This window comes from Streptomyces sp. NPDC021020, from assembly GCF_044333285.1.
GTDB lineage: Bacteria > Actinomycetota > Actinomycetes > Streptomycetales > Streptomycetaceae > Actinacidiphila.
In genome coordinates this window covers 95151-114788 of the sequence record NZ_JBIRQQ010000014.1, presented here as the reverse complement: position 1 = coordinate 114788, position 19638 = coordinate 95151, and the positions used below count along the sequence as shown (strand labels likewise).

At 70.4% G+C, this 19638-nt stretch carries 13 protein-coding genes and 1 pseudogene; 8 read left to right on the top strand and 6 right to left on the bottom strand.

Features of this window, described 5'->3' with window-relative positions; genetic code table 11:
- Positions 1 to 31: 31 nt before the first annotated feature.
- From ACH4SL_RS33355 to ACH4SL_RS33335, 5 genes and pseudogenes are all read left to right on the top strand, one after another.
- On the top strand, positions 32 to 1510 hold the full coding sequence (locus ACH4SL_RS33355) for an RICIN domain-containing protein (protein WP_398452879.1): 1479 nt from the start codon (positions 32 to 34) through the stop codon (positions 1508 to 1510).
- 72 nt (positions 1511 to 1582) lie between these two features.
- Positions 1583 to 2707, top strand: a complete 1125-nt coding sequence (locus ACH4SL_RS33350; RefSeq protein WP_398452877.1) for a ricin-type beta-trefoil lectin domain protein — start codon at positions 1583 to 1585, stop codon at positions 2705 to 2707.
- A gap of 102 nt (positions 2708 to 2809) precedes the next feature.
- Positions 2810 to 4000 (top strand): annotated as a pseudogene (locus ACH4SL_RS33345) (glycoside hydrolase family 64 protein); the annotation flags it as partial.
- Positions 3980 to 4471, top strand: a complete 492-nt coding sequence (locus ACH4SL_RS33340) for an RICIN domain-containing protein (protein ID WP_398453177.1) — start codon at positions 3980 to 3982, stop codon at positions 4469 to 4471. The pseudogene ACH4SL_RS33345 and the gene ACH4SL_RS33340, both read left to right, overlap by 21 nt.
- A gap of 390 nt (positions 4472 to 4861) precedes the next feature.
- The gene (locus ACH4SL_RS33335) at positions 4862 to 6259 is read left to right on the top strand and encodes a ricin-type beta-trefoil lectin domain protein (protein ID WP_398452875.1); all 1398 of its coding nucleotides are present in this window, start codon (positions 4862 to 4864) and stop codon (positions 6257 to 6259) included.
- Between the two features lie 66 nt (positions 6260 to 6325).
- Here ACH4SL_RS33335 and ACH4SL_RS33330 read toward each other — a convergent pair whose 3' ends face one another.
- The 5 genes from ACH4SL_RS33330 to ACH4SL_RS33310 all read right to left on the bottom strand — a co-directional run bounded on the left by ACH4SL_RS33330 (position 6326) and on the right by ACH4SL_RS33310 (position 12810).
- Positions 6326 to 7966, bottom strand: a complete 1641-nt coding sequence (locus tag ACH4SL_RS33330; RefSeq protein WP_398452873.1) for a glycoside hydrolase family 13 protein — start codon at positions 7964 to 7966, stop codon at positions 6326 to 6328.
- A gap of 132 nt (positions 7967 to 8098) precedes the next feature.
- Entirely contained in the window at positions 8099 to 8989 is an 891-nt protein-coding gene (locus tag ACH4SL_RS33325) for a carbohydrate ABC transporter permease (protein ID WP_398452870.1), read from the bottom strand.
- Between the two features lie 15 nt (positions 8990 to 9004).
- Positions 9005 to 9961 (bottom strand): carbohydrate ABC transporter permease, encoded by a 957-nt coding sequence (locus tag ACH4SL_RS33320; RefSeq protein ID WP_398452868.1) that lies wholly within the window; start codon positions 9959 to 9961, stop codon positions 9005 to 9007.
- A 117-nt stretch (positions 9962 to 10078) separates the two neighbouring features.
- Positions 10079 to 11485 carry an ABC transporter substrate-binding protein gene (locus ACH4SL_RS33315; protein WP_398452865.1) on the bottom strand — a complete coding sequence of 469 codons (1407 nt, stop codon included), beginning with the start codon at positions 11483 to 11485 and terminating at the stop codon, positions 10079 to 10081.
- Positions 11486 to 11784: 299 nt separating this feature from the next.
- Positions 11785 to 12810 carry a LacI family DNA-binding transcriptional regulator gene (locus ACH4SL_RS33310; RefSeq protein WP_031518284.1) on the bottom strand — a complete coding sequence of 342 codons (1026 nt, stop codon included), beginning with the start codon at positions 12808 to 12810 and terminating at the stop codon, positions 11785 to 11787.
- 172 nt (positions 12811 to 12982) lie between these two features.
- Between ACH4SL_RS33310 and ACH4SL_RS33305 the strand changes: the two genes are divergently transcribed.
- The gene (locus tag ACH4SL_RS33305; protein WP_398452863.1) at positions 12983 to 15253 is read left to right on the top strand and encodes a discoidin domain-containing protein; all 2271 of its coding nucleotides are present in this window, start codon (positions 12983 to 12985) and stop codon (positions 15251 to 15253) included.
- Here ACH4SL_RS33305 and ACH4SL_RS33300 read toward each other — a convergent pair.
- On the bottom strand, positions 15241 to 16494 hold the full coding sequence (locus tag ACH4SL_RS33300; protein WP_398452861.1) for a helix-turn-helix domain-containing protein: 1254 nt from the start codon (positions 16492 to 16494) through the stop codon (positions 15241 to 15243). The two genes, ACH4SL_RS33305 and ACH4SL_RS33300, sit on opposite strands and share 13 nt — an antisense overlap.
- A gap of 456 nt (positions 16495 to 16950) precedes the next feature.
- On the opposite strand from ACH4SL_RS33300, the gene ACH4SL_RS33295 reads away from it, so the two are divergent.
- Positions 16951 to 17577, top strand: a complete 627-nt coding sequence (locus tag ACH4SL_RS33295; protein ID WP_398452859.1) for a hypothetical protein — start codon at positions 16951 to 16953, stop codon at positions 17575 to 17577.
- A gap of 294 nt (positions 17578 to 17871) precedes the next feature.
- Positions 17872 to 19626, top strand: coding sequence for a DUF6801 domain-containing protein (locus tag ACH4SL_RS33290; protein WP_398452856.1), 1755 nt, complete (start codon positions 17872 to 17874; stop codon positions 19624 to 19626).
- Positions 19627 to 19638: the final 12 nt, after the last annotated feature.

The window sequence follows — 19638 nt, the reverse complement described above, 5'->3', positions numbered from 1 at the left end:
CCCACGACGACGCCACAGGAGGAAGCCACTCATGCAGACGGACAACGGCCGATCGCGCAGGCTGTTGCGGCGCGTCGTGACCGGACTGCTGCTGCTCGCCGCGGCCCTGCTGGGCCCGCTGCCCACCGCCCACGCGGCGCCGGTCAGCACGTTCAGCCCCGGAACGGCGTGGAACGACCAGAACGGGAACCCGTTGCAGATGCACGGGCTCGGGATCGTGAAGTCGGGCACCACCTGGTACGCCTTCGGGGAGGACAAGAACGGCGAGAACTCCTCGGACACCTCCTTCCGCTCCATCCCCTGCTTCACCTCGACCGACCTGCACACCTGGACCTTCCGGAGCAGCGCACTGCCCCGCCAGGCGGGCGGCGACCTCGGCCCCGGCCGCATCGTCGAACGGCCCAAGGTGATCCACAACGCCTCGACCGGCCAGTACGTGATGTACATGCACATCGACAACCCCGCCTACTCCGAGGCGAAGGTCGGGGTCGCCACCAGCTCCACGCCCTGCGGTCCGTACACCTACCGGGGCAGCTTCCAGCCGCTGGGCAACCAGAGCCGTGACGAGAGCCTCTTCCAGGACACGGACGGGACCGCGTACCTGCTGACCGAGGATCGCGCGCACAGCAGGACGCACATCGAGCGGCTCTCGGCCGACTACCTCACCGTGGCCGCCGACGTCGCCGACGTGGCCGGATACGAGGCTCCGGCGATGATGAAGGCGGGCGGCCGGTACTTCATCCTCGGCTCCAGCCTCACCGGCTGGAGCACCAACGACAACATGTACGCCAGCGCGACCTCGCCGAGCGGGCCGTGGAGCGCGTACAACACCTTCGCTCCGGCGGGCACCTCGACGTACAACTCGCAGACGGCGAACATCATCCAGGTCAGCGGCACGGCGGGCACCACCTGGATCTACGCGGGCGACCGCTGGAACCCCTCCGACCTGGCGAGTTCGCAGCTCATCTGGCTGCCGATCACCGTCTCCGGCAGCACCCTGAACGTCGGGTGGTTCACCTCCTGGTCGCTGGACGTCTCCGCGGGCACCTGGACCGCGAACTCGTCCGTGCCCACCGCTGCCGACCACGTCCTGACCAGCGCCCACGACGGGCAGGCGATCGACGTCAACGCGGCCTCCACCAGCGACGGCGCCGCGATCGTCCAGTGGCCCGCCAACGGCGGCGCCAACCAGAGGTGGAACCTGCGCCGTGCCTACGGCAACGTCTTCAGCCTCGTCAGCGCCGCCTCCGGCAAGTGCCTGGACGTCTCGGGCGCGTCCACCGGCCCGGGCGGGGCGCTCATCCAGTGGCCGTGCTCCGGCGCGGCCAACCAGCTGTGGGCGTTCGACGCGGTCGGCGACTACACCTCCTCGTCCGACGCCTCCTACGTCCTCAGGAGCCTGAACAGCGGCCTGGTCGTCGACGTGCCGGACAGCTCCACCACCGCGGGCACCGCGCTGGAGCAGTGGACGGGCAACGGCGGCCCCAACCAGACCTGGCGCGTCTCCTGACCTCCCGCCCGGGGCGCAGCGCGCCACGGCCTTCCGCACCCACCACCCCCCACGCACAGCGAAGGAGAGCACATGAGCGTCAAACGAGCCGCGATCGTCGCGGCGACGGCAGCCGCGCTCGGCACGGGCGTCACGCTGCCCGCGGCGGCCGGCGCGGCGACGCCCCAGCCGCAGTCAGCCGCGGCGCCCGCGTCACTGCGGGTCATGCCGCTGGGCGACTCGATCACCTGGGGCGTCGGCAGCCCGTCCGGCAACAGCTACCGCGGCTTCCTGTGGAACGAGCTGGCAGCCGAGGGACACGCCCTCGACTTCGTGGGCTCCGGCCGCAACGGACCCATGTCCGACCCCGACAACGAGGGCCACTCCGGCTGGCGGATCGACCAGATAGCGGGCATCGCCGATGCGGTCCTGGCCCAATACCGGCCCAACGTGGTCACCCTGGAGATCGGCACCAACGACCTGAACCAGAACTACCAGGTGCCCACCGCCACCGACCGGCTCAGCGCCCTGATCGACCGGATCACCGCCGACGCCCCCGACGCGACCGTCCTGGTCGGCACCGTGATCGTCTCCACCAACGCCACCGAGGAACCCAACCGCCCGGCGTTCAACGCCGCGCTCCCCGGCATCGTCCAGGCGAAGCAGGCCGCGGGCAAGCACGTCCGGCTGGTCGACATGAGCGCCCTGACCACCGCCGACCTGTCCGACCAGCTGCACCCCAACGACAACGGCTTCAGCAAGATGGCCGACGCCTTCAACGCCGGCATCCAGGCCGCCGACAGCGCCGGGTGGATCAACCCGCCGGTGGCCGTCGGCGGTCCGGTACGGTCCGGCGTCGCCGGAAAGTGCCTGGACGTGAACACCGGCAGCAGCGCCGGCGGCACCGCCGTCCAGATCTGGGGCTGCAACGGCACCGGCGCCCAGTCCTGGACCGCCGTGCCGGACGGGACCCTGCGCGCCCTGGGCAAATGCCTCGACGTCACCGGCGCGGCAACCGCGAACGGCAGCAAGGTCGAGATCTGGGACTGCAACGGCGGCGCCAACCAGCAGTGGCAGCCGTACAACGGCGGCTACCGCAACCCGGTCTCCGGCCGCTGCCTGGACGACCCCAACGCCTCCACCACCGACGGTACGCAGGCCGTGATCTGGGACTGCAACGGCGGCGCCAACCAGAAGTGGACCGCCCCGGGAGCGTGACAGGCCCGACGCTCCCGACCCCTGACCGGCGTCCCCGCCGTCCCGTGACACGTACCGCTTCCGGTCCGGTACCCGTTGCCCATCCCCCCACCAGGAGGTGACGTGCGCCTCGCACGGAAACCACTGACAGCATTCCTCGCCGCGGCCCTCGCCGCGGCAGGAACGACCGCACTCGCCACCGCGCCCGAAGCCCGTGCGGCGGTACCCGACACCATCCCCCTGACCTACACGAACAACTCCGGACGCGCTGAGCAGATCTACATCTACGACCTGGGGACCCAGCTCTCCACGGGCCGCCAGGGCTGGGCCGACGCCGGCGGGACCTTCCACGCCTGGCCGGCCGGCGGCAATCCCCCCACCCCGGCGCCCGACGCGTCGATCGCCGGCCCGGCGAACGGTCGGTCGACCACCATCCGGATACCCAAGTTCTCCGGCCGGATCTACTTCTCCTTCGGCCGGAAACTGGACTTCCGGCTGACCACCGGCGGCCTGGTGCAGCCCGCGGTCCAGAACCCGTCCGACCCGAACCACGACATCCTGTTCGACTGGACCGAGTACACACTCAACGACTCCGGGCTGTGGATCAACAGCACCCAGGTCGACATGTTCTCCGTCCCGTACACCGTGGGCGTCTCGGGTTCCGGCGGCACCAGGACCACCGGCACGCTGAAGCCCGGCGGCTACAGCGCCTTCTTCAACTCCTTGCAGAACCAGCCCGGCGGCTGGTCCGGCCTCGTCCAGAAACGGGCCGACGGCACGGTCCTGCGCGCGGTGAACCCCGGCCACGGCATCGAGTCCGGCGCCCTTCCGGCCGGCGTGATGGACGACTACGTCAACCGCGTGTGGTCGAAGTACAGCACCTCGACGCTGACGGTCACGCCCTTCGCCGACCAGCCCGGCACCAAGTACTACGGGCGGGTCTCCGGCAACACGATGAACTTCACCAACTCCTCGGGCGCGGTCGTCACCAGCTTCCAGAAGCCCGACTCGGACAGCATCTTCGGCTGCTACAAGCTGCTGGACGCCCCCAACGACCTGGTACGGGGCCCGATCTCCCGCACGCTGTGCGCCGGCTTCAACCGCACGACGCTGCTGACCGACCCCGACCAGCCCGACGCGTCCTCCGCAGGCTTCTACCAGGACGCGGACACCAACTTCTACGCCAAGTACCTGCACGCGCAGATGGCCGACGGCAACGCCTACGCCTTCGCCTTCGACGACGTCGGCAACCACGAGTCCCTGGTGCACGACGACAACCCGTCCTCGGCGTCGATCACCCTCGACCCGCTGAACGGGGGCGGGGGGACCACTCCCACCGGGCCCGTCGACACCTCCGCCTGGTACAGGCTGGTGGCCGCCCACTCGGGCAAGTGCGTCGACGCCTCCGGCGGCGGAACGGCCAACGGCACCCCGCTGCTCCAGTGGACCTGCGGGGGCCAGGCCAACCAGCAGTGGCAGTTCACCGCCACCGACAGCGGCTACTACACGATCACCAACCGCAATTCCGCCGCCGCCAACCAGGTCATCGACGACCCGGCGAGCTCCGGCGCGGACGGCACCGCCCTGGACACCTGGGGCCGGGACGGCGGCGCCAACCAGCAGTGGCTGCCGGTGGCCCAGCCGGACGGCCGCTCCCACCTCGTCAACCGGGCCAGCGGCAAATGCCTGGACGTCACCGGCGCCTCCACCGCCGACGGCGCCCTCGTGGAGCAGTGGACCTGCAACGGCGGCGCCAACCAGTCCTTCCAACTCGCCGCCGGCTGAGACGGCACGTGCTCCGCTGCCCGACCCGGTACTCCCTCGGCTGCCGCCACGAGCGACGGCGGCAGCCGGGGGCACCGGGACGGTTGCTCGACCTCCCATCCCCCTAAGACCTCGGCGATCGCCGGACGCCGGACCTCCCGGCCCGACGTCTGACATGCCCTGGTCATCATCCTCGACAGGCGGACAAACATGAGACACCTCCTCCGAAGGGCGGCGGCATCGGCCGTGGCGGCCGGAATCGCCCTCGTGATCCCACCCGCAGCCCACGCAAGTGCCTCCTCCGAGGCCGCGGCGGACGGTCCGGCGACGAGCACACCCGCATCGTGTGCCACGCCTCTGCACCGGGGATCGCCGGTCTGTTTCGCCCGGATACGCACGGACGTCCGCGCGGTGCGCGACAACGCGCTCGCCCCCCTCGCGACGCCCTCCGGGTACGGCCCCGCGGATCTGCGCAGCGCCTACGGCATCGCCTCGGCCGCCGCGGCGAACGGAGCCGGGGCGACCGTGGCCGTCACCGAGCTGGCGGACAACCCCAATCTCGAATCGGACCTGGCCACCTACCGGTCGCAGTACGGGCTCCCCGCCTGCACCACCGCCAACGGGTGCTTCCGCAAGGTCAACGGCAGCGGCCAGCAGGGCAACTACCCGGCGCCGGACTCCGGCTGGGGCACCGAGGCGTCACTCGACATCGACGTCATATCCGCGGTCTGCCCGCTGTGCCACATCCTGGTGGTGGAGTCCGGCAACCTGGACACGGCGCAGAACACCGCGGTCTCGCTCGGCGCGCACTTCATCTCCAACAGCTGGGGCACCGGGGACAGCGCCGGCAACGCCGACTCCTACTACAACCACCCCGGCGTCGTGGAGGTCGCCAGCTCGGGCGACGGCGGCTACGGGACGAGCTTCCCGGCCACCTCCCGGTACGTGCTCGCGGCCGGCGGCACCTCGCTGCGGAAGAGTTCCGGCACCGGGCGGGGCTGGTCGGAGACGGCGTGGTCCGGAGCCGGTTCGGGCTGCTCGTCCTACGAGGCCAAGCCGTCCTGGCAGCACGACACCGGCTGCGGCGGGCGCAGCGTGGCCGACGTCTCGGCGGTCGCCGACCCCGGCACCGGCGTCGCGGTCTACGACACCTACGGGCAGGGGGGCTGGTTCGTCGTCGGCGGCACCAGCGCCTCCTCCCCGCTGATCGCCGCCGTCTACGCCCTGGCCGGAGCCCCCGCCGACCCGGCGGCCTCGGTCCTGTACGCCCACGCCGGAAGCCTCAACGACATCACGTCGGGCTCCAACGGCTCCTGCGCCACGTCCTACCTGTGCACCGCGGGACCGGGCTACGACGGCCCGACCGGCCTGGGAACACCCAACGGCCTGGGGGCCTTCACCGGAGCCGGCAGTGGCGGTACGCCCGGCGGCACGGGCCCGGTGACCTCCGGCATGGCGGGCAAGTGCCTGGACGACTACACGGGGTCCAGCGCCAACGGCACCAAGGCCGATCTGTGGGACTGCAACGGCACCCCCGCCCAGCAGTGGAGCAGCAACGGCAGCACCCTGACCGTCAACGGCAAGTGCCTGGACGTCACGGGAGCCGGTACGGCCAACGGCTCGCTGGTGGAGCTGTGGGACTGCAACGGCGGCGGCAACCAGGTCTGGCAGGCCGGCGCCAACGGCAGCCTCGTCAACCCGGCCTCCGGCAAGTGCCTCGACGACCCCGGCTTCAGCACCACCAACGGCACCCAGCTCGACATCTGGGACTGCAACGCCGGCATCAACCAGCGCTGGAACCTCCCCTAGCGGACCCCGGAGCCCGGACCCACCGGCCCGTCCGCGCGTGTCGCGGGCGGGCCGGTGCGATCGGACCTAGCCCCGCAGCCAGGCGGCCGTGTCCGCGGGCAGGCGGCCCCCCACGAGCGGCCCGCTGGTCAGGAGGATCTCCGTGTGCTCCGGCAGCTCCGCCGGCGCGTCCGCGAGGTTCAGGACGCAGACGAACTCCGCCGAGCGGCGGAACGCCAGGACCGACGGGTCGGACTCCAGCCATGCGAACGTGCCGTCGCCGAGGCCCGGCTCGGCCCGGCGCAGGCGCAGCGCCTCCCGGTAGAGGGAGAGCATGGAGTCCGGGTCCGATCCTTGCGCCTCGGCGGTGCGCGGCGCCCAGCCCGCGGGCTGCGGGAGCCACGGCTCCGCGGTGGAGCCGGCGGGGCTGAAGCCGAAGGGCGGCTCGGAGCCGCTCCACGGCAGCGGCACCCGGCAGCCGTCGCGGCCCGGGTTGGTGTCCTCCGAGCGGAGGTACATCGGGTCCTGGAGCTTGTCCAGCGGGATGTCCTCGACCTCGGGCAGGCCCAGCTCCTCGCCCTGGTAGAGGTAGACCGAGCCGGGCAGCGCGAGCGTGAGCAGGGCCGCGGCGCGGGCGCGGCGGGTGCCGAGCTCCAGGTCGGTCGGGATGCCGAAGGCCTTCGTGGCGAAGTCGAAGCCGGTGTCGGCGCGGCCGTAGCGGGTGACGGTACGCGTCACGTCGTGGTTGCACAGCACCCAGGTGGCGGGCGCGGCGACCGGCGCGTGCGCGGCGAGCGTGACGTCGACGGAGGTGCGCAGCCGGTCGACCTCCCACGGGCAGGACAGGAAGTCGAAGTTGAAGGCGGTGTGCATCTCGTCGGGCCGCAGGTAGCGCGCGAAGCGCTCCGCGTCGGGCAGCCACACCTCGCCGACCAGGATGCGCGCACCCGGGTAGGAGTCGGCGATGGCGCGCCAGCCGCGGTAGACGCCGTGCAGCTCGTCGCGGTCGATGTACGGGTGCGGCGCGCCGGGCTCGTCGGTGAGGTCGGGCAGCTCCGGGTCCTTCATGACCATCGCGGCGGAGTCGATGCGCACACCGCCGGCACCGCGGTCGAACCAGAACCGCAGGATGTCCTCGTGCTCGGCGCGGACCTCGGGGTGGTTCCAGTTGAGGTCGGGCTGCTCGGAGTCGAAGAGGTTGAGGAACCAGTCGCCGGGCGTGCCGTCCGGGTTCGCGGTCCGGGTCCAGGCGGGGCCGCCGAACTGCGAGGGCCAGTTGTTGGGCGGCAGCTCGCCGTTCTCGCCGCGCCCGGGGCGGAACCAGAAGCGCTCGCGCGCGGCCGAGCCGGGCCCGGCCGCCAGCGCCTCGCGGAACCACGGGTGGGCGGCCGAGATGTGGTTGGGCACGATGTCGATGATGGTCCTGATGCCCAGCGCGAGGGCTTCCGAGATGAGCTTCTCGGCCTCCGCGAGGGTCCCGAAGACCGGCTCGACGTCCCGGTAGTCGGCGACGTCGTAGCCGCCGTCGGCCATGGGCGACGGATACCACGGGCAGAACCACAGAGCGTTGACGCCCAGCTCGGCCAGGTACGGCAGCCGGGACCGCACGCCGGCCAGATCACCGGTCCCGTCACCGTTGCTGTCGGCGAAGCTCCGCGGATAGACCTGGTAGATGACCGCGCCGCGCCACCAGTTCTCGTCGGCCTCGGGCTGAGGGGTGTCTGCCACGTCAACGTCCTTTCGGGCAGGTGGGACCCCGCCGCCGGCCCCGGATGGCGGGGATGTGGGCATGAGGGCCGGCGGCGGAGTGCTGTGGGGTGGAGCGTTACGGAAGGCTGGGGCAGCGCCTGTGCGGGCCGGTCAGCCCTTGAGGCTGCCGGCGGTCAGGCCGGACATGATGTTGCGCTGAAAGAGCAGGAAGATCAGCAGGGTCGGCAGCGCCGAGATCGCGAGCGCGGCGATGAGGACGTTCTGCGGGACGCCCTGCGAGAGCGAGTTGATGCCGATGTTGATCGGCTGCTTCGTCGGGTCGGGCTCCACCAGCATCGGCCAGAGGAAGTCCTTCCAGACGTTGACCACCGCGAAGATCGACACGACGCCCAGGATCGGCCGGGACATCGGCAGCACGATGGACATCAGGGTGCGCGTCGGCCCGGCCCCGTCGATGGCCGCGGCGGCCATGAGGTCGTTGGGGATCGAGTCGAAGAACCTCTTGAGCAGGAAGATGTTGAAGCCGTTGGCCACCGTCGGCAGCCAGATCGCCCACGGGTGGTTGATCAGGTTGACGTGCAGCAGCGGCAGGTCGAGCACCGTCATGTACTGCGGGATGATCAGCACGGCCGACGGGATCATCAGCGTGGCGAGCATGCCGCCCAGCACGATGTTGCCCAGGACCGGGCGGAGCTTGGACAGCGCGTAGGCGGCGGCGACGTCGAAGACGAGCTGGAAGGCGAGCGCGCCGAACGCGTAGTAGAAGGTGTTCCACAGCAGCTTGGCGAGCTTCAGCTGCGTCCAGGCCGTCTTGTAGTTCGACGGCTCCGGGTGGTGCGGGAAGAGCGTCGGCGGATTCTGCACCACCTCGTGCACACTCTTGAAGCCGCTGGTGACCATCCAGTACAGCGGGCCGACGAAGACCAGCGTGAAGACCACGATGACGAGCGTCAGCACGGTCCAGTAGATACGCCTGCCGCGCGGCCGGGCGAGCGTGGCGGACGATATCAGCGTCCGGTTCTGCGGAGTGAACTCTGCCATGACCTGTGATCCGTCCTAGTCGCTGTTCCGGTTGAGCCGCGCGTACACACCGGAGAATCCGACGAGTACCAGGAGCAGGAAGAGGCCGAGGGCCGCTGCGCCGCCGAAATTGTTGTAGCGGTAGCCGTACTGGTAGACCATGTAGACGACCGTCATCGTGGAATTCTCCGGGCCGTTGCCGCCGGCCATCAGGTACACGTTGGTGAATTCCTGCATGGTCGCCACGACCTGCAGCAGCAGCATGAGCGAGAGCACCAGCCGGGTCTGCGGGACGGTCACGTGCCAGATCTTGCTCCACAGGCTCGCGCCGTCCAGGTCGGCGGCCTCGTACAGCTCACCGGGGATGTTCTGGAGCGCCGCCAGGTAGATCAGGGTGGCGCTGCCCATGCTCATCCAGGTGGCCGCGATGACCACCGAGATCAGCGCGGTGTTCGACGAGTCCAGCCATTGCGACGTCGGCAGGTGGAAGAAGTGCAGAATGCGGTTGAAGAGACCGTATTCCGGGTTGTAGAAGTATTTGAAGAGCAGCGCTCCGGCCACCGGCGGAAGCATCACCGGGAGATAGACCAGGACCCGCAGGTACGCCCGTGCGTGCCGCAGTTCGTTGAGCAGGATCGCCACGAAGAAGGGCACCGCGAAACCGATGACCAGCGCGTAGAGCGTGAAGAGTCCGGTGTTCTTCCAGGCCGTCCAGAAATACGGGTCGTGGTAGACCGTCTTGATGTTCTGGAAGCCGACCCAGCTGGTCACACCGCGCTTGGTGTGCTGGAAGCTCATGATGAACTCCCGGACCATCGGGTACCAGGAGAACAGCCCGAAGCAGATGATCGCGCCGATCAGGAATCCGTAGGCGCGCAGGTTCTCGCTGACCTTGCGGCCCAGGCCGCCCCGGCCGCCCGCGGAGCGGGGACCGGAGGCCCGCCCGGCGTGGCGCCGTGTTGTCTTGTCGGGGACGGTCGTCGTCGCCGCCATGGGAAGCTCCTCGGCTGGAAGCGTGCGTGGTCGAGGGTGGGAGTCGGGGGCCGGTGGCCCGGTGCGGGGCCGCGCCCGCGGGGCCGGTCGGTGACCGGCCCCGCGGGGGCTGCGGTGTTACTGGCTGGCGGCCAGCAGCTGGTTGGCCTGCGTCTCCGCGGAGGACAGCAGCTTGTCGATGTCGGCGTTCTTGTTGCTGAGGACGCCGGACATCACGGTGTCGAGCACGGTGTAGAGCTTCTGCGCGTTCGGCGGCTCACCCTTCACCGGCACCTGCGCGTCCACGTAGGACTTGTAGTTCTCGACCGGCACCGTGGCGTACTGGGTCTTGTCCGCGGTGTCCGTGGCCTTGGACTGGCCGGTGAAGAAGAAGGGCTGCGGCAGGCCGACGGGGATGCCGTCCGCCTTGTTGCGCGCGTAGTTGAACTGGCCCTTCTTCAGGGTCAGGAACTTGAAGTTGATCCAGGCGATGCCCGCCTTGATCTGGTCCGGGGTGTCCGACTTCTTGAAGAAGTAGTCGTTGCCGCCCATCAGCGAGGTCTTGCCGCCGGGGATCGGCGCCATGCCGAGGTCGTCGAAGTTGGCGCCGTACTGCTGGACCATGAGCTGGATGTCGTCGGGAGCGGCGAGGTACATGCCGATCTGGCCGGCGCCCATCGCCTTCTGGCTCTCGCCCCACTCCTTGCCGGCGCTCTGCGGCATGCTGTTGTCGACCCAGCGCATGTCGTGGATCGTCTGCAGGATCTGCTTGGCCTCGGGGCCGTTGAAGTTCACCTTGGAGCCGCTGTCGTCGACGACGGTGTTGCCGGCGCCGTAGAGGGCCGAGGTGAGGTGCCAGCCGCCCTGGCTGCCGGCGCCGTACTCGAAGAAGCCGTGGACGCCCTTGCTGCCCAGCTTGTCCTGGATCTGCTTGGCGTCGGTGCGGATCTCGTCCCAGGTGGTCGGCGGCTTGTTCGGGTCCAGACCGGCCTCGGTGAAGATCTTGCGGTTGTAGATCAGGCCCATCGAGTAGTTCGTGGTGGGCAGGCCGTACAGGCGGCCGTCGTCCTTGAGGATGTCGAGGACGCCCGGGTCGATGTCCTTGAGGTTCGGCACCGTCTTGTCATTGACGTAGTCGGTGATGTCCGCGGCCTGGCCGGCGTCCAGCACCTGCTGGAGGTCGGTGACGTACGAGTAGAACGCGTCGGTCTCGGACCCGCCCTGCAGCTGCGCGGTGAACTTGTCCGTCTCCTCGCAGGGGAACGCGTCCTTGCTGTTGATCGTCACGTTCGGGTACGTCTTGTGGAACTCGGCGACATCGTCGAGCCACTGCTTGCGCTCGGGCTTCTTGGTGGTCGGCGGCATGCAGTCGACGCTGATCGTCACCTTGGTCTTCGGGTCCAAGGGGGTACCGGCGCTGGAGCTGCTGGTCTTGCTGCCGCCGTCGTTCTTCTTGTCGTTGCTGTCGGAGCATGCGGCGCTCGTCAATCCGATGCCTGCGACCAGCGCGAATGCCACCAGTCTGCGGTAGCGGATTCCGTTCATGATCAAACCCTTCCCCTGAACCACTGCGCGTCGTTGGACTGCGATCGGGACCCCTGCGGCGCATGATGCACATGATGTCCGGCGCAGGTGCAGCGCGACCGTCTCGGGTTGGCTCAACGTACTTAACCCGATAGATGTCCGCAAGATGTCGCGCGAATTTCGCAAAGACACGACTTGGTCACGACGCCTGGTGAGCGGGTTACGCTGCGCAGACGACGGAGCGCGCATCAACCACGCACCGGCCGGCGGTGCGCGGAAGTGCGCGCTCGGTCCTGCGAGGGCCCCGCAAGGCCCGGCGGCTAGGCGTTGGTGCGCGCCTCCGGGTGCGGGATACGGGCGGGGTGCGGGGCCGGTCCGGTGGAACCGCGCACCACCAGTTCCGGTTCGAAGAACAGCTCGTCGTGGTCGACCGAGGCGCCGCTGATCTCGCCCGCCAGCAGGTCCACCGCGGCCCGGCCCATCGCCTCGATCGGCTGGCGTACGGTCGTCAGCGGCGGCTCGGTGCAGTTCATCAGCGACGAGTCGTCGTAGCCGATCACCGAGACGTCCTCGGGCACCGACAGCCGGCGCCGCCGGGCGGCCCTTATCGTGCCCAGCGCCAGCAGGTCGGAGGCGCAGATGAAGGCCGTGATGCCGCGTGCCAGCAGCCTGCTCGCCGCCGCCTGGCCGCCCTCCAGCGTGAAGAGCGCGTGCTCCACCGTGACCGAGGGGTCCACCCGGCGCGCGGCCGCGAGCTTGCGCCGCGACGGCACGTGGTCCGGTGGGCCGAGCACCAGGGCGATGCGCTGGTGGCCCAGCGACATCAGGTGGTTCATCGCCTGCTCGACCGCCACCGCGTCGTCGCAGGAGACGCGCGGGAAGTCGAGATGGTCGATCGCCGCGTTCATCAGCACGGTGGGCAGGTTGCGTTCCGCGAGGCGCGCGTAGTGGTCGTGCGGCGACTCGGCCTGGGCGTAGAGCCCGCCGAAGAAGACCACCCCGGACACGTGCTGCTGGAGCAGCAACTCCACGTAGTCGGCCTCCGAGACGCCGCCCGCTGTCTGGGTGCAGAGCACCGGGGTGAAGCCCTGCTGCGCCAGTGCGCCGCCGACCACCTCCGCGAAAGCGGGGAAGATCGGGTTCTGCAGCTCGGGCATGACCATGCCGACCAGCCGGGCGCGTTCCCCGCGCAGCTGGGTGGGCCGTTCGTAACCGAGCACGTCAAGAGCGGTGAGGACCGCGGCCCGGGTTGCGTCGGAGACGCCGGGCTTCCCGTTCAGCACCCTGCTGACGGTGGCCTCGCTCACTCCGACCTTCTTTGCCACCTCGGCAAGTCGTCGTGTCATGGCGTCGATTCTAGTACAGGTGGCGCAAGTTTCTTGCGGTGATTTTGCGAGATCTCTGCAAGTCATCCAAATTTTGCGAAACCTGGTCGACATATTGCTGTGTCAGATCCGGGTCCCTAGGGTGTCGGACGTCACATGAGCGACTCCCCTCACGAAGGGATCCCCCCACCGCATGGACACCAGACGTCACAGCACCCGGTGGCTCGGCGCCGCCACCGCCGCGGCCCTCGCCGCCGGCGGTCTCGCCTTCGCCACCCTCGCCCCACAGGCCAGTGCCGCGCCCAGCGCCCAGGCGGTGTCACCGTTCGCGGTCAGCGGCGGTGCCACCGTACCGTTCACCGAGTACGAGGCCGAGGCCGCCTCGACCAACGGATCGCAGCTCGGCCCCGACTACACCCAGTCAACGGTCGCCTCCGAGGCGTCCGGGCGGCGCGCGGTGACCCTCGCCGGGCAGGGCAAGTACGTCGAGTTCACCCTCAGCAAGCCCGCCAACGCCGTGGACGCCGCCGTCAACCTGCCGCGCGGCGCCTCCGGCAGCGTCTCCGTCTACGTCAACGGCAGCAAGATCGCCGGCAAGCTCGCCGTCACCTCGCAGTACTCCTACGTCGACACCGGCTGGATCGCCGGCGCCAAGACGCACCACTACTTCGACGACTCCCGGCTGCTGCTCGGCCAGGACGTACCGGCCGGCGGCAAGGTCAAGCTGCAGCTGGACGCCGGGGACACCGGCAGCGCGACGATCGACGTGGCCGACTTCGAGCAGGTCGCGGGCGCCGCCACCCAGCCCGCGAACTCCGTGTCGGTCGTCGCCGACGGCGCCGACGCCTCCGGCGGCGGCGACTCCACGCAGGCCTTCCGGCAGGCGATATCCGACGCCAAGGCGCAGGGCAAGGAGGTCTGGATCCCGCCGGGCACCTTCAAGGTCACCTCGCAGATCCCGGCCGACGGCGTCACCCTGCGCGGCGCCGGGAACTGGTACTCGGTGGTGCGCAGTTCGCACTTCATCGACCAGACCTCGGCGAGCGGCAACACCAAGCTCTACGACTTCGCCGTCTTCGGCGACGTCAGCGTCCGCAACGACAACTCGCCCGACAACTTCGTCACCGGCAGCCTCGGCCCCAACTCCGTGGTCTCCGGCATGTGGATCCAGCGCGAGAAGGTCGGCCTGTGGCTGACCGGCAACAACGACAACCTCGTCGTCCAGAACAGCCGCATCATCGGCACCACCGCCGACGGCCTCAACCTCGACGGCAGCGCCCACAACGTCACCGTCAAGAACAACTTCCTGCGCAACCAGGGCGACGACTCGCTCGCGATGTGGTCCCTCGGCTCGCCCGACACCGGCAACACCTTCACCGGCAACACCATCGTCCAGCCCAACCTCGCCAACGGCATCGCGATCTACGGCGGCAGCGACAACACCGCCTCGAACAACGTGATCGCCGACACCAACGCCCTCGGCAGCGGCATCGCCATCTCCAACCAGGCCTTCCTCCAGCCCTTCAACCCGCTGTCGGGCACGGTCACCGTCTCCGGCAACACCCTCATCCGCACCGGTGCCCTCAACCCCAACTGGGGCCACCCGATGGGCGCGCTGCGCGTGGACTCCTACGACTACGCCATCAGCAACGACATCCGGATCAGCAACACCAGCTTCGTCGACAGCCCGTACAGCGACTTCGAGTTCGTCTCCGGCGGCGGCCACGGCTACACCGTCAGCGGGGTGACGGTCAGCGGCGCCACCGCGACCGGCACCGGCACGGTCGTCGTCCAGGCGGAGACCCCCGGCTCGGCGTCCTTCAGCAACGTCACCGCGACCGGCACCGGCGCCACCGGCGTGTACAACTGCTCCTACCCGGCCAACCTGCCCGCCTTCACGATCGGCAAGGGCTCCGGCAACAGCGGCTGGGACGGCACCTGGGGCGACTGCGCCAGCTGGCCCCAGCCCGGCAGCGGCCCCGGCACCACCACCGGCGGCACCACCACCGGCGGCGGTGACGGCGGTACGACGACCCCGCCGTCGAACGGCAACCTCGCCCTGCACCGCCCGGCGAGCGACACCGGCCACGCCGACGTCTACGGCGCCGGCAACGCGGTCGACGGCAACGCCGACACCTACTGGGAGAGCACCAACAACGCCTTCCCGCAGTCGCTGACCGTCGACCTCGGCTCGGCGCAGAAGGTCGGCCGACTCGTCCTCAAGCTGCCGCCGGCCGCGGCGTGGGCCAGCCGCACCGAGACGCTGGCGGTGCTCGGCTCCACCGACAACTCCTCCTGGAGCACGCTGAAGTCCGCCGCGGGCTACACCTTCTCCCCGGCGAGCGGCAACACCGTGACCGTGACGCTGAACGGGGCGAGCACCCGCTACCTGCGGCTCACCGTCACCGGCAACACCGGCTGGCCCGCGGGCCAGCTGTCCGAGCTGGAGGCCTACACCTCGTAGCCGGACCGTCCGTGCGACGGCGGGCGGCGGCGCTTGGGGGGAGCGCCGCCGTCGCGCAGGTGCAGGGCGCGCAGCGCGATCTCGGTGGCGAAGCGCTCGTCGGGGCGGGTGAGCTGGTCGCCGAAGGCGCGCTCCAGGATGCGCATCCGGTAGCGCACCGTCTGCGGGTGGACGTCGAGCTGCTCGGCGATCTGCGCGGCCGTCCCGCGCGTGGTCAGCCAGATCCGCAACGTCTCGACCAGCCGCGCCTGCTGGGTGGGCGTCAGCGCGGCGAGCGGGGCGAGGAAGCGGGCGGCCATCTGGTCGGCGAGCGCCGGGTCGCCCAGCAGCCACAGCGGCAGCAGATGGTCCTCGCACCGCAGCAGCGGGCCGCCCGGGACGGCCCCCGTCCCGGCCAGCGACAGGGTCTGCCGAGCCCAGCGCAGCGAGTCCGCGGCCTCGCCGAGCCCGGTGGTCAGCCCGACCGCGGCCCGGCAGCCGCCGAGCGCGTCGTCGAGGCACGCGCGGCGGGCCCCGGTCAGCGGCCCCGGCACGAGCAGATGCGGCTCGGGGTCGGCGAAGTCCTGGAGCATGTCCGGGTCCAGCGCCTGGCGGCGCGGGTGGGTGCCCGGGGCGAGCGCCACCATGGTGACCTCGTCCGGCAGCCGCCACCCGCAGTGCTCGGCGAGTTCGGCGAGCGCGCTGCGGGCCACCGCGGTGCCGCCGAGGATGCGCCGCAGTAATCGGCGCCGCCGGTTGTCCGGCTCCTCGCCCAGCTCGGCCAGCGCCTGGACGTAGCCCTCGCGGGAGAGTTCGGCCAGGTCGCCCATGTAGGCGAAGAGCGCGTCGGCGAAGGTCAGCATGAAGGCGGCCGACAGGTTGTAGCGGCGGCTGACGGCACGGACCCGGCGCAGCGCGACCTGGCAGCCGATGCGGTAGGCGGCCTGGAGGTTGTCCAGACTGCGCCCCTCGTACGCCTCGTAGCGCCCGAAGCGCCGGCACAGGTCGTCGCGCTGGGCGGTGGTCGCGGTGGGGGCGGCCACCCGGTCCACGAAGCTGGCGATGCTCTGCTCGATGCCGAACCGGATCACCTTGCTGTTGGGGCCTTCCAGAAGGTGCCCGTATTCAGGGATCGCGGTGACGATTTCAGCAGCCATCTCTTTCAATAGACCCGGGAGTTCCGGGCGCATGATGGCGGCGAACTCCCGGGGTATGGGACCCGTGATCTCCCCTTGATCCGGGACCTGCCGCATGACGGACATGAGCCTCCCCCTCCGTACCGCCTCATCGCGTCGGTGGCCTCGCTGCAACATAGACCAAATGTTCACGCTGCGCAGCCCCGCGGATGCGTAAACGTTGCCGGGCCCGCCGGCGGCGGCCCAGCACCGGGGCAGGCGGGGGAGCGGCACGGGACGGCCGGGCAGGCGGGGAAATACTCACTTCCCGACAAAAACGGCGGGGGTGATGTTGCCCCGGTGACAGAAAATTACCCGACGGTAAGGTTCCGGAAGGAATCTTGGACAGGATTGTTGCGCCCCTCGGTTACCCGTACGTAACGTCCAGCTTTGCAAGGGCGCCCGAGGGAATCGGTGCCCCATGTTCCAGGTAGCAGTCGCAGCCGAATTCCGCCCCCGACGTGCGGTGATGACGCACGTGAGGCGCGCGGTTCCGGTTAATCAGGTACGTCGAACTCCTCGGTTTCACGAAGGGATTCAGCCATGCGCAAGTTCACCAAGGCGTTCACGGGTACGGCGGCGACGGGTGCCGCCATCATCGCCGCGATCGGCCTGGCGGCCGGCCCGGCCTCGGCCGTCACGCCCACCCAGGTGACGATCAGCGGGAGCAACACCGACGGCTCCTTCACCGCCCTCGCGTCGAAGCCGACGCTGAAGGACAACAAGACCGGCGTCGTGCTCAACTGCTCCTCCGCCTCGGCCGCCGGCACCGCCGTGAACGGCACCCACGCCGGCACCCAGGCGGCCACGCTGACGTCCCTGACGTGGGCGTCGTGCAACATCAGCGGTATCCCCTTCGGCGTGACGTCCAACGCCAGTGCGACCGCCCCGTGGTCCCTGAACGCCACCGACGTCACCGACAGCACGGGCAAGACCCTCGGCAACATCACGGGTGTCCACGCGGTCCTGTCCGGTGCGTGCAACGCCACCGTGACCGGCACCGTCACCGGTTACTACACCAACGGCACCCACACGCTGTCGATCAACGCCGGCACCCTGACCGTCTCGGGCGTCAGCGGCCTGTGCCTCGGGCTGATCAACAACGGCGACTCGGTCACCTACACGGCCGACTACGTCACCACCCCGGCCCTCGGGGTCGTCGCGAGCTGACGACGGCGCGGACCCGCACGGCACCGCACCCCACCGCACAACACGGCACAGCACCGCACAGCACCGTCTGCACCGAGCCCCGGCGGGCACCGCTGCCGCCGGGGCTCGCTGTCCCTCCGGGGCGGCCGGTGCTCGCCCGATGACAAGTCCGGGGTTCCGCTTTGTCATCGGTTGACAAGAAAGCGGCCCGCGCGAGAGCCCGTCGAAGTCGGCCTCGTCGATCACTTGTACGGCCTTATTACCCGCCCGTAATGTCCGTGCGTCGCCGACGCGCCAGCCAGGAGGAGTCCGTTGATGCGAGGTGCAGTGAACCCGCGCAGGGTGCTGCTGACGGCCGCCACCGCGTCGGTCGCCGTGCTCGCCGGGATGCTGCCCGGCACCCCCTCCGCCGCCTCCGGCCCCGACGGCGCCGTCGAGATCGCCTACACCTGCGCGTTCACCACCGGCAGCAGCGGAACGGACAGCGCGGACGGCGCGGGCCCGGCCACCGTGACGGAGGACGCCACCGTCACCGTCCAGCAGACCTACCCCGAGAGCGCCGTGGCGGACGAGAGCTTCCGGCCCGGCGCGCTGACCGTCGAGGTCGCCCTCGGCAAGGACGCCGCCGGCGCGGTCCTGCCGGCCGGCAGTACGTCGGCCACCGGCACCGCGTCGCTCACCGCCCGCGTCACGCAGGGGCCGTCCGGCGCGGACGCCCCGTGGCCCGGCCTGCGCGCGGCGGCCGCGCCCGCCACCGACGGGCTGGACCTGACCTTCACCGGTGACGCGACCGAGGTCACGGCCACCGCGCCGGGGACCGTACGCTTCGACGCCGGGCGGCTGGACCTGGCCCTCACCGGCCTGGCCGTCCCCACCGCCCCGCCCTCCGACTCCACGCCCGGCTCCGGGAGCACGGCGGACGGGACGGGATCCGGCGCGGCGGCGGACGCGGCGGACTCGACGAACGCGGCGGACGCGGCGGACGCCGGCTCCACCGTCTCCCCGGCCGCGGGCACGGCCACCGGCGGGACGACCGCGGCCTGCACCCCGAAGGACGGCCAGGCCACCCTGCTCGGCCAGGTCGGGGTGTCCGCCCCGAACGGCTCCGGGCAGTCCGCCACCGGCGCCCCCACGCCCACCGCCACCGGCTCGGCGGCACCGGACCCGTCCTCGGGAACAGCCACCGCCACGGGCCCGGCCAGGACCCCCGCGGCCACCAGCCGCAGGGGCACCCTGGAAGTGGTCGAGCCCCCGCACTCCGGCGTCTCGGACTGCCCGCCGCCACTGGTCGGCGAACCGGACCAGGCGGTCCTGGACGCCGTGCCCCGCCCGGAGGGCGTCACCCCCATCGTGCTCCCACCGGACCAGCGGCAGGCCGAGTGCACCTTCCTGACCGGGCTGTCCAACGTCGGCAAGCTCAAGGGCGCGGCGACCGTCAACGGTCTCGACGACCACCCGGCGATGACCAACGTCACGCAGGTCGGCACCTGGTTCGGCTTCCAGCCGGACGGGTCGATCTTCCTGGAGCTGGACAGCATCGTGACGCTGGACCTGCCGCCGGCCAAGTCGACCTTCCTGACCTTCGGCTTCATGCCCACCACCGCCGTGATGACGATGAAGCAGCTCGCCCCGCTGACGCTGATCATCGCCGGCAGCAGCGGCGACGACTACATCACCTACACCGACGTCTACGGCAAGCTGGACCTGCGGCTGAGCGACATCAAGGTCAACGGCACGCCCCTGGACGTCGGCTCGAACTGCCACACCGTCAAGCCCCTGGATCTCCATCTGGTCGGCACCGACTACACCTACAAGGGCCACGACGGTGTCACCCGGCCCTCGGACTACAACGAGATCGTCGGCGGCCCGCTGCACCAGGACCAGCTCACCATCCCGCCGTTCACCGGCTGCACCGCGCACGGGGACGACGTGGACGCGCTGCTCACCGCGTCGATCTCCGGCCCGGACAACTCGCTCAACTTCGTCCAGGGCGGGCTGTGCATCCCCTCCTCGCGTGACTACAGCCACTGCGACCCCGAGATCCCCTACCCGACCCCGCCGCACCGCTGAGCGGACCCGACA

Coding starts and splice junctions, on each gene's coding strand:
- ACH4SL_RS33355 (WP_398452879.1), top strand. CDS start 32: ATGCAGACGGACAACGGCCGATCGCGCAGGCTGTTGCGGCGCGTCGTG.
- ACH4SL_RS33350 (WP_398452877.1), top strand. CDS start 1,583: ATGAGCGTCAAACGAGCCGCGATCGTCGCGGCGACGGCAGCCGCGCTC.
- ACH4SL_RS33325 (WP_398452870.1), bottom strand. CDS start 8,989: ATGGCAGAGTTCACTCCGCAGAACCGGACGCTGATATCGTCCGCCACG.
- ACH4SL_RS33320 (WP_398452868.1), bottom strand. CDS start 9,961: ATGGCGGCGACGACGACCGTCCCCGACAAGACAACACGGCGCCACGCC.
- ACH4SL_RS33315 (WP_398452865.1), bottom strand. CDS start 11,485: ATGAACGGAATCCGCTACCGCAGACTGGTGGCATTCGCGCTGGTCGCA.
- ACH4SL_RS33310 (WP_031518284.1), bottom strand. CDS start 12,810: ATGACACGACGACTTGCCGAGGTGGCAAAGAAGGTCGGAGTGAGCGAG.
- ACH4SL_RS33305 (WP_398452863.1), top strand. CDS start 12,983: ATGGACACCAGACGTCACAGCACCCGGTGGCTCGGCGCCGCCACCGCC.
- ACH4SL_RS33300 (WP_398452861.1), bottom strand. CDS start 16,494: ATGTCCGTCATGCGGCAGGTCCCGGATCAAGGGGAGATCACGGGTCCC.
- ACH4SL_RS33295 (WP_398452859.1), top strand. CDS start 16,951: ATGCGCAAGTTCACCAAGGCGTTCACGGGTACGGCGGCGACGGGTGCC.
- ACH4SL_RS33290 (WP_398452856.1), top strand. CDS start 17,872: ATGCGAGGTGCAGTGAACCCGCGCAGGGTGCTGCTGACGGCCGCCACC.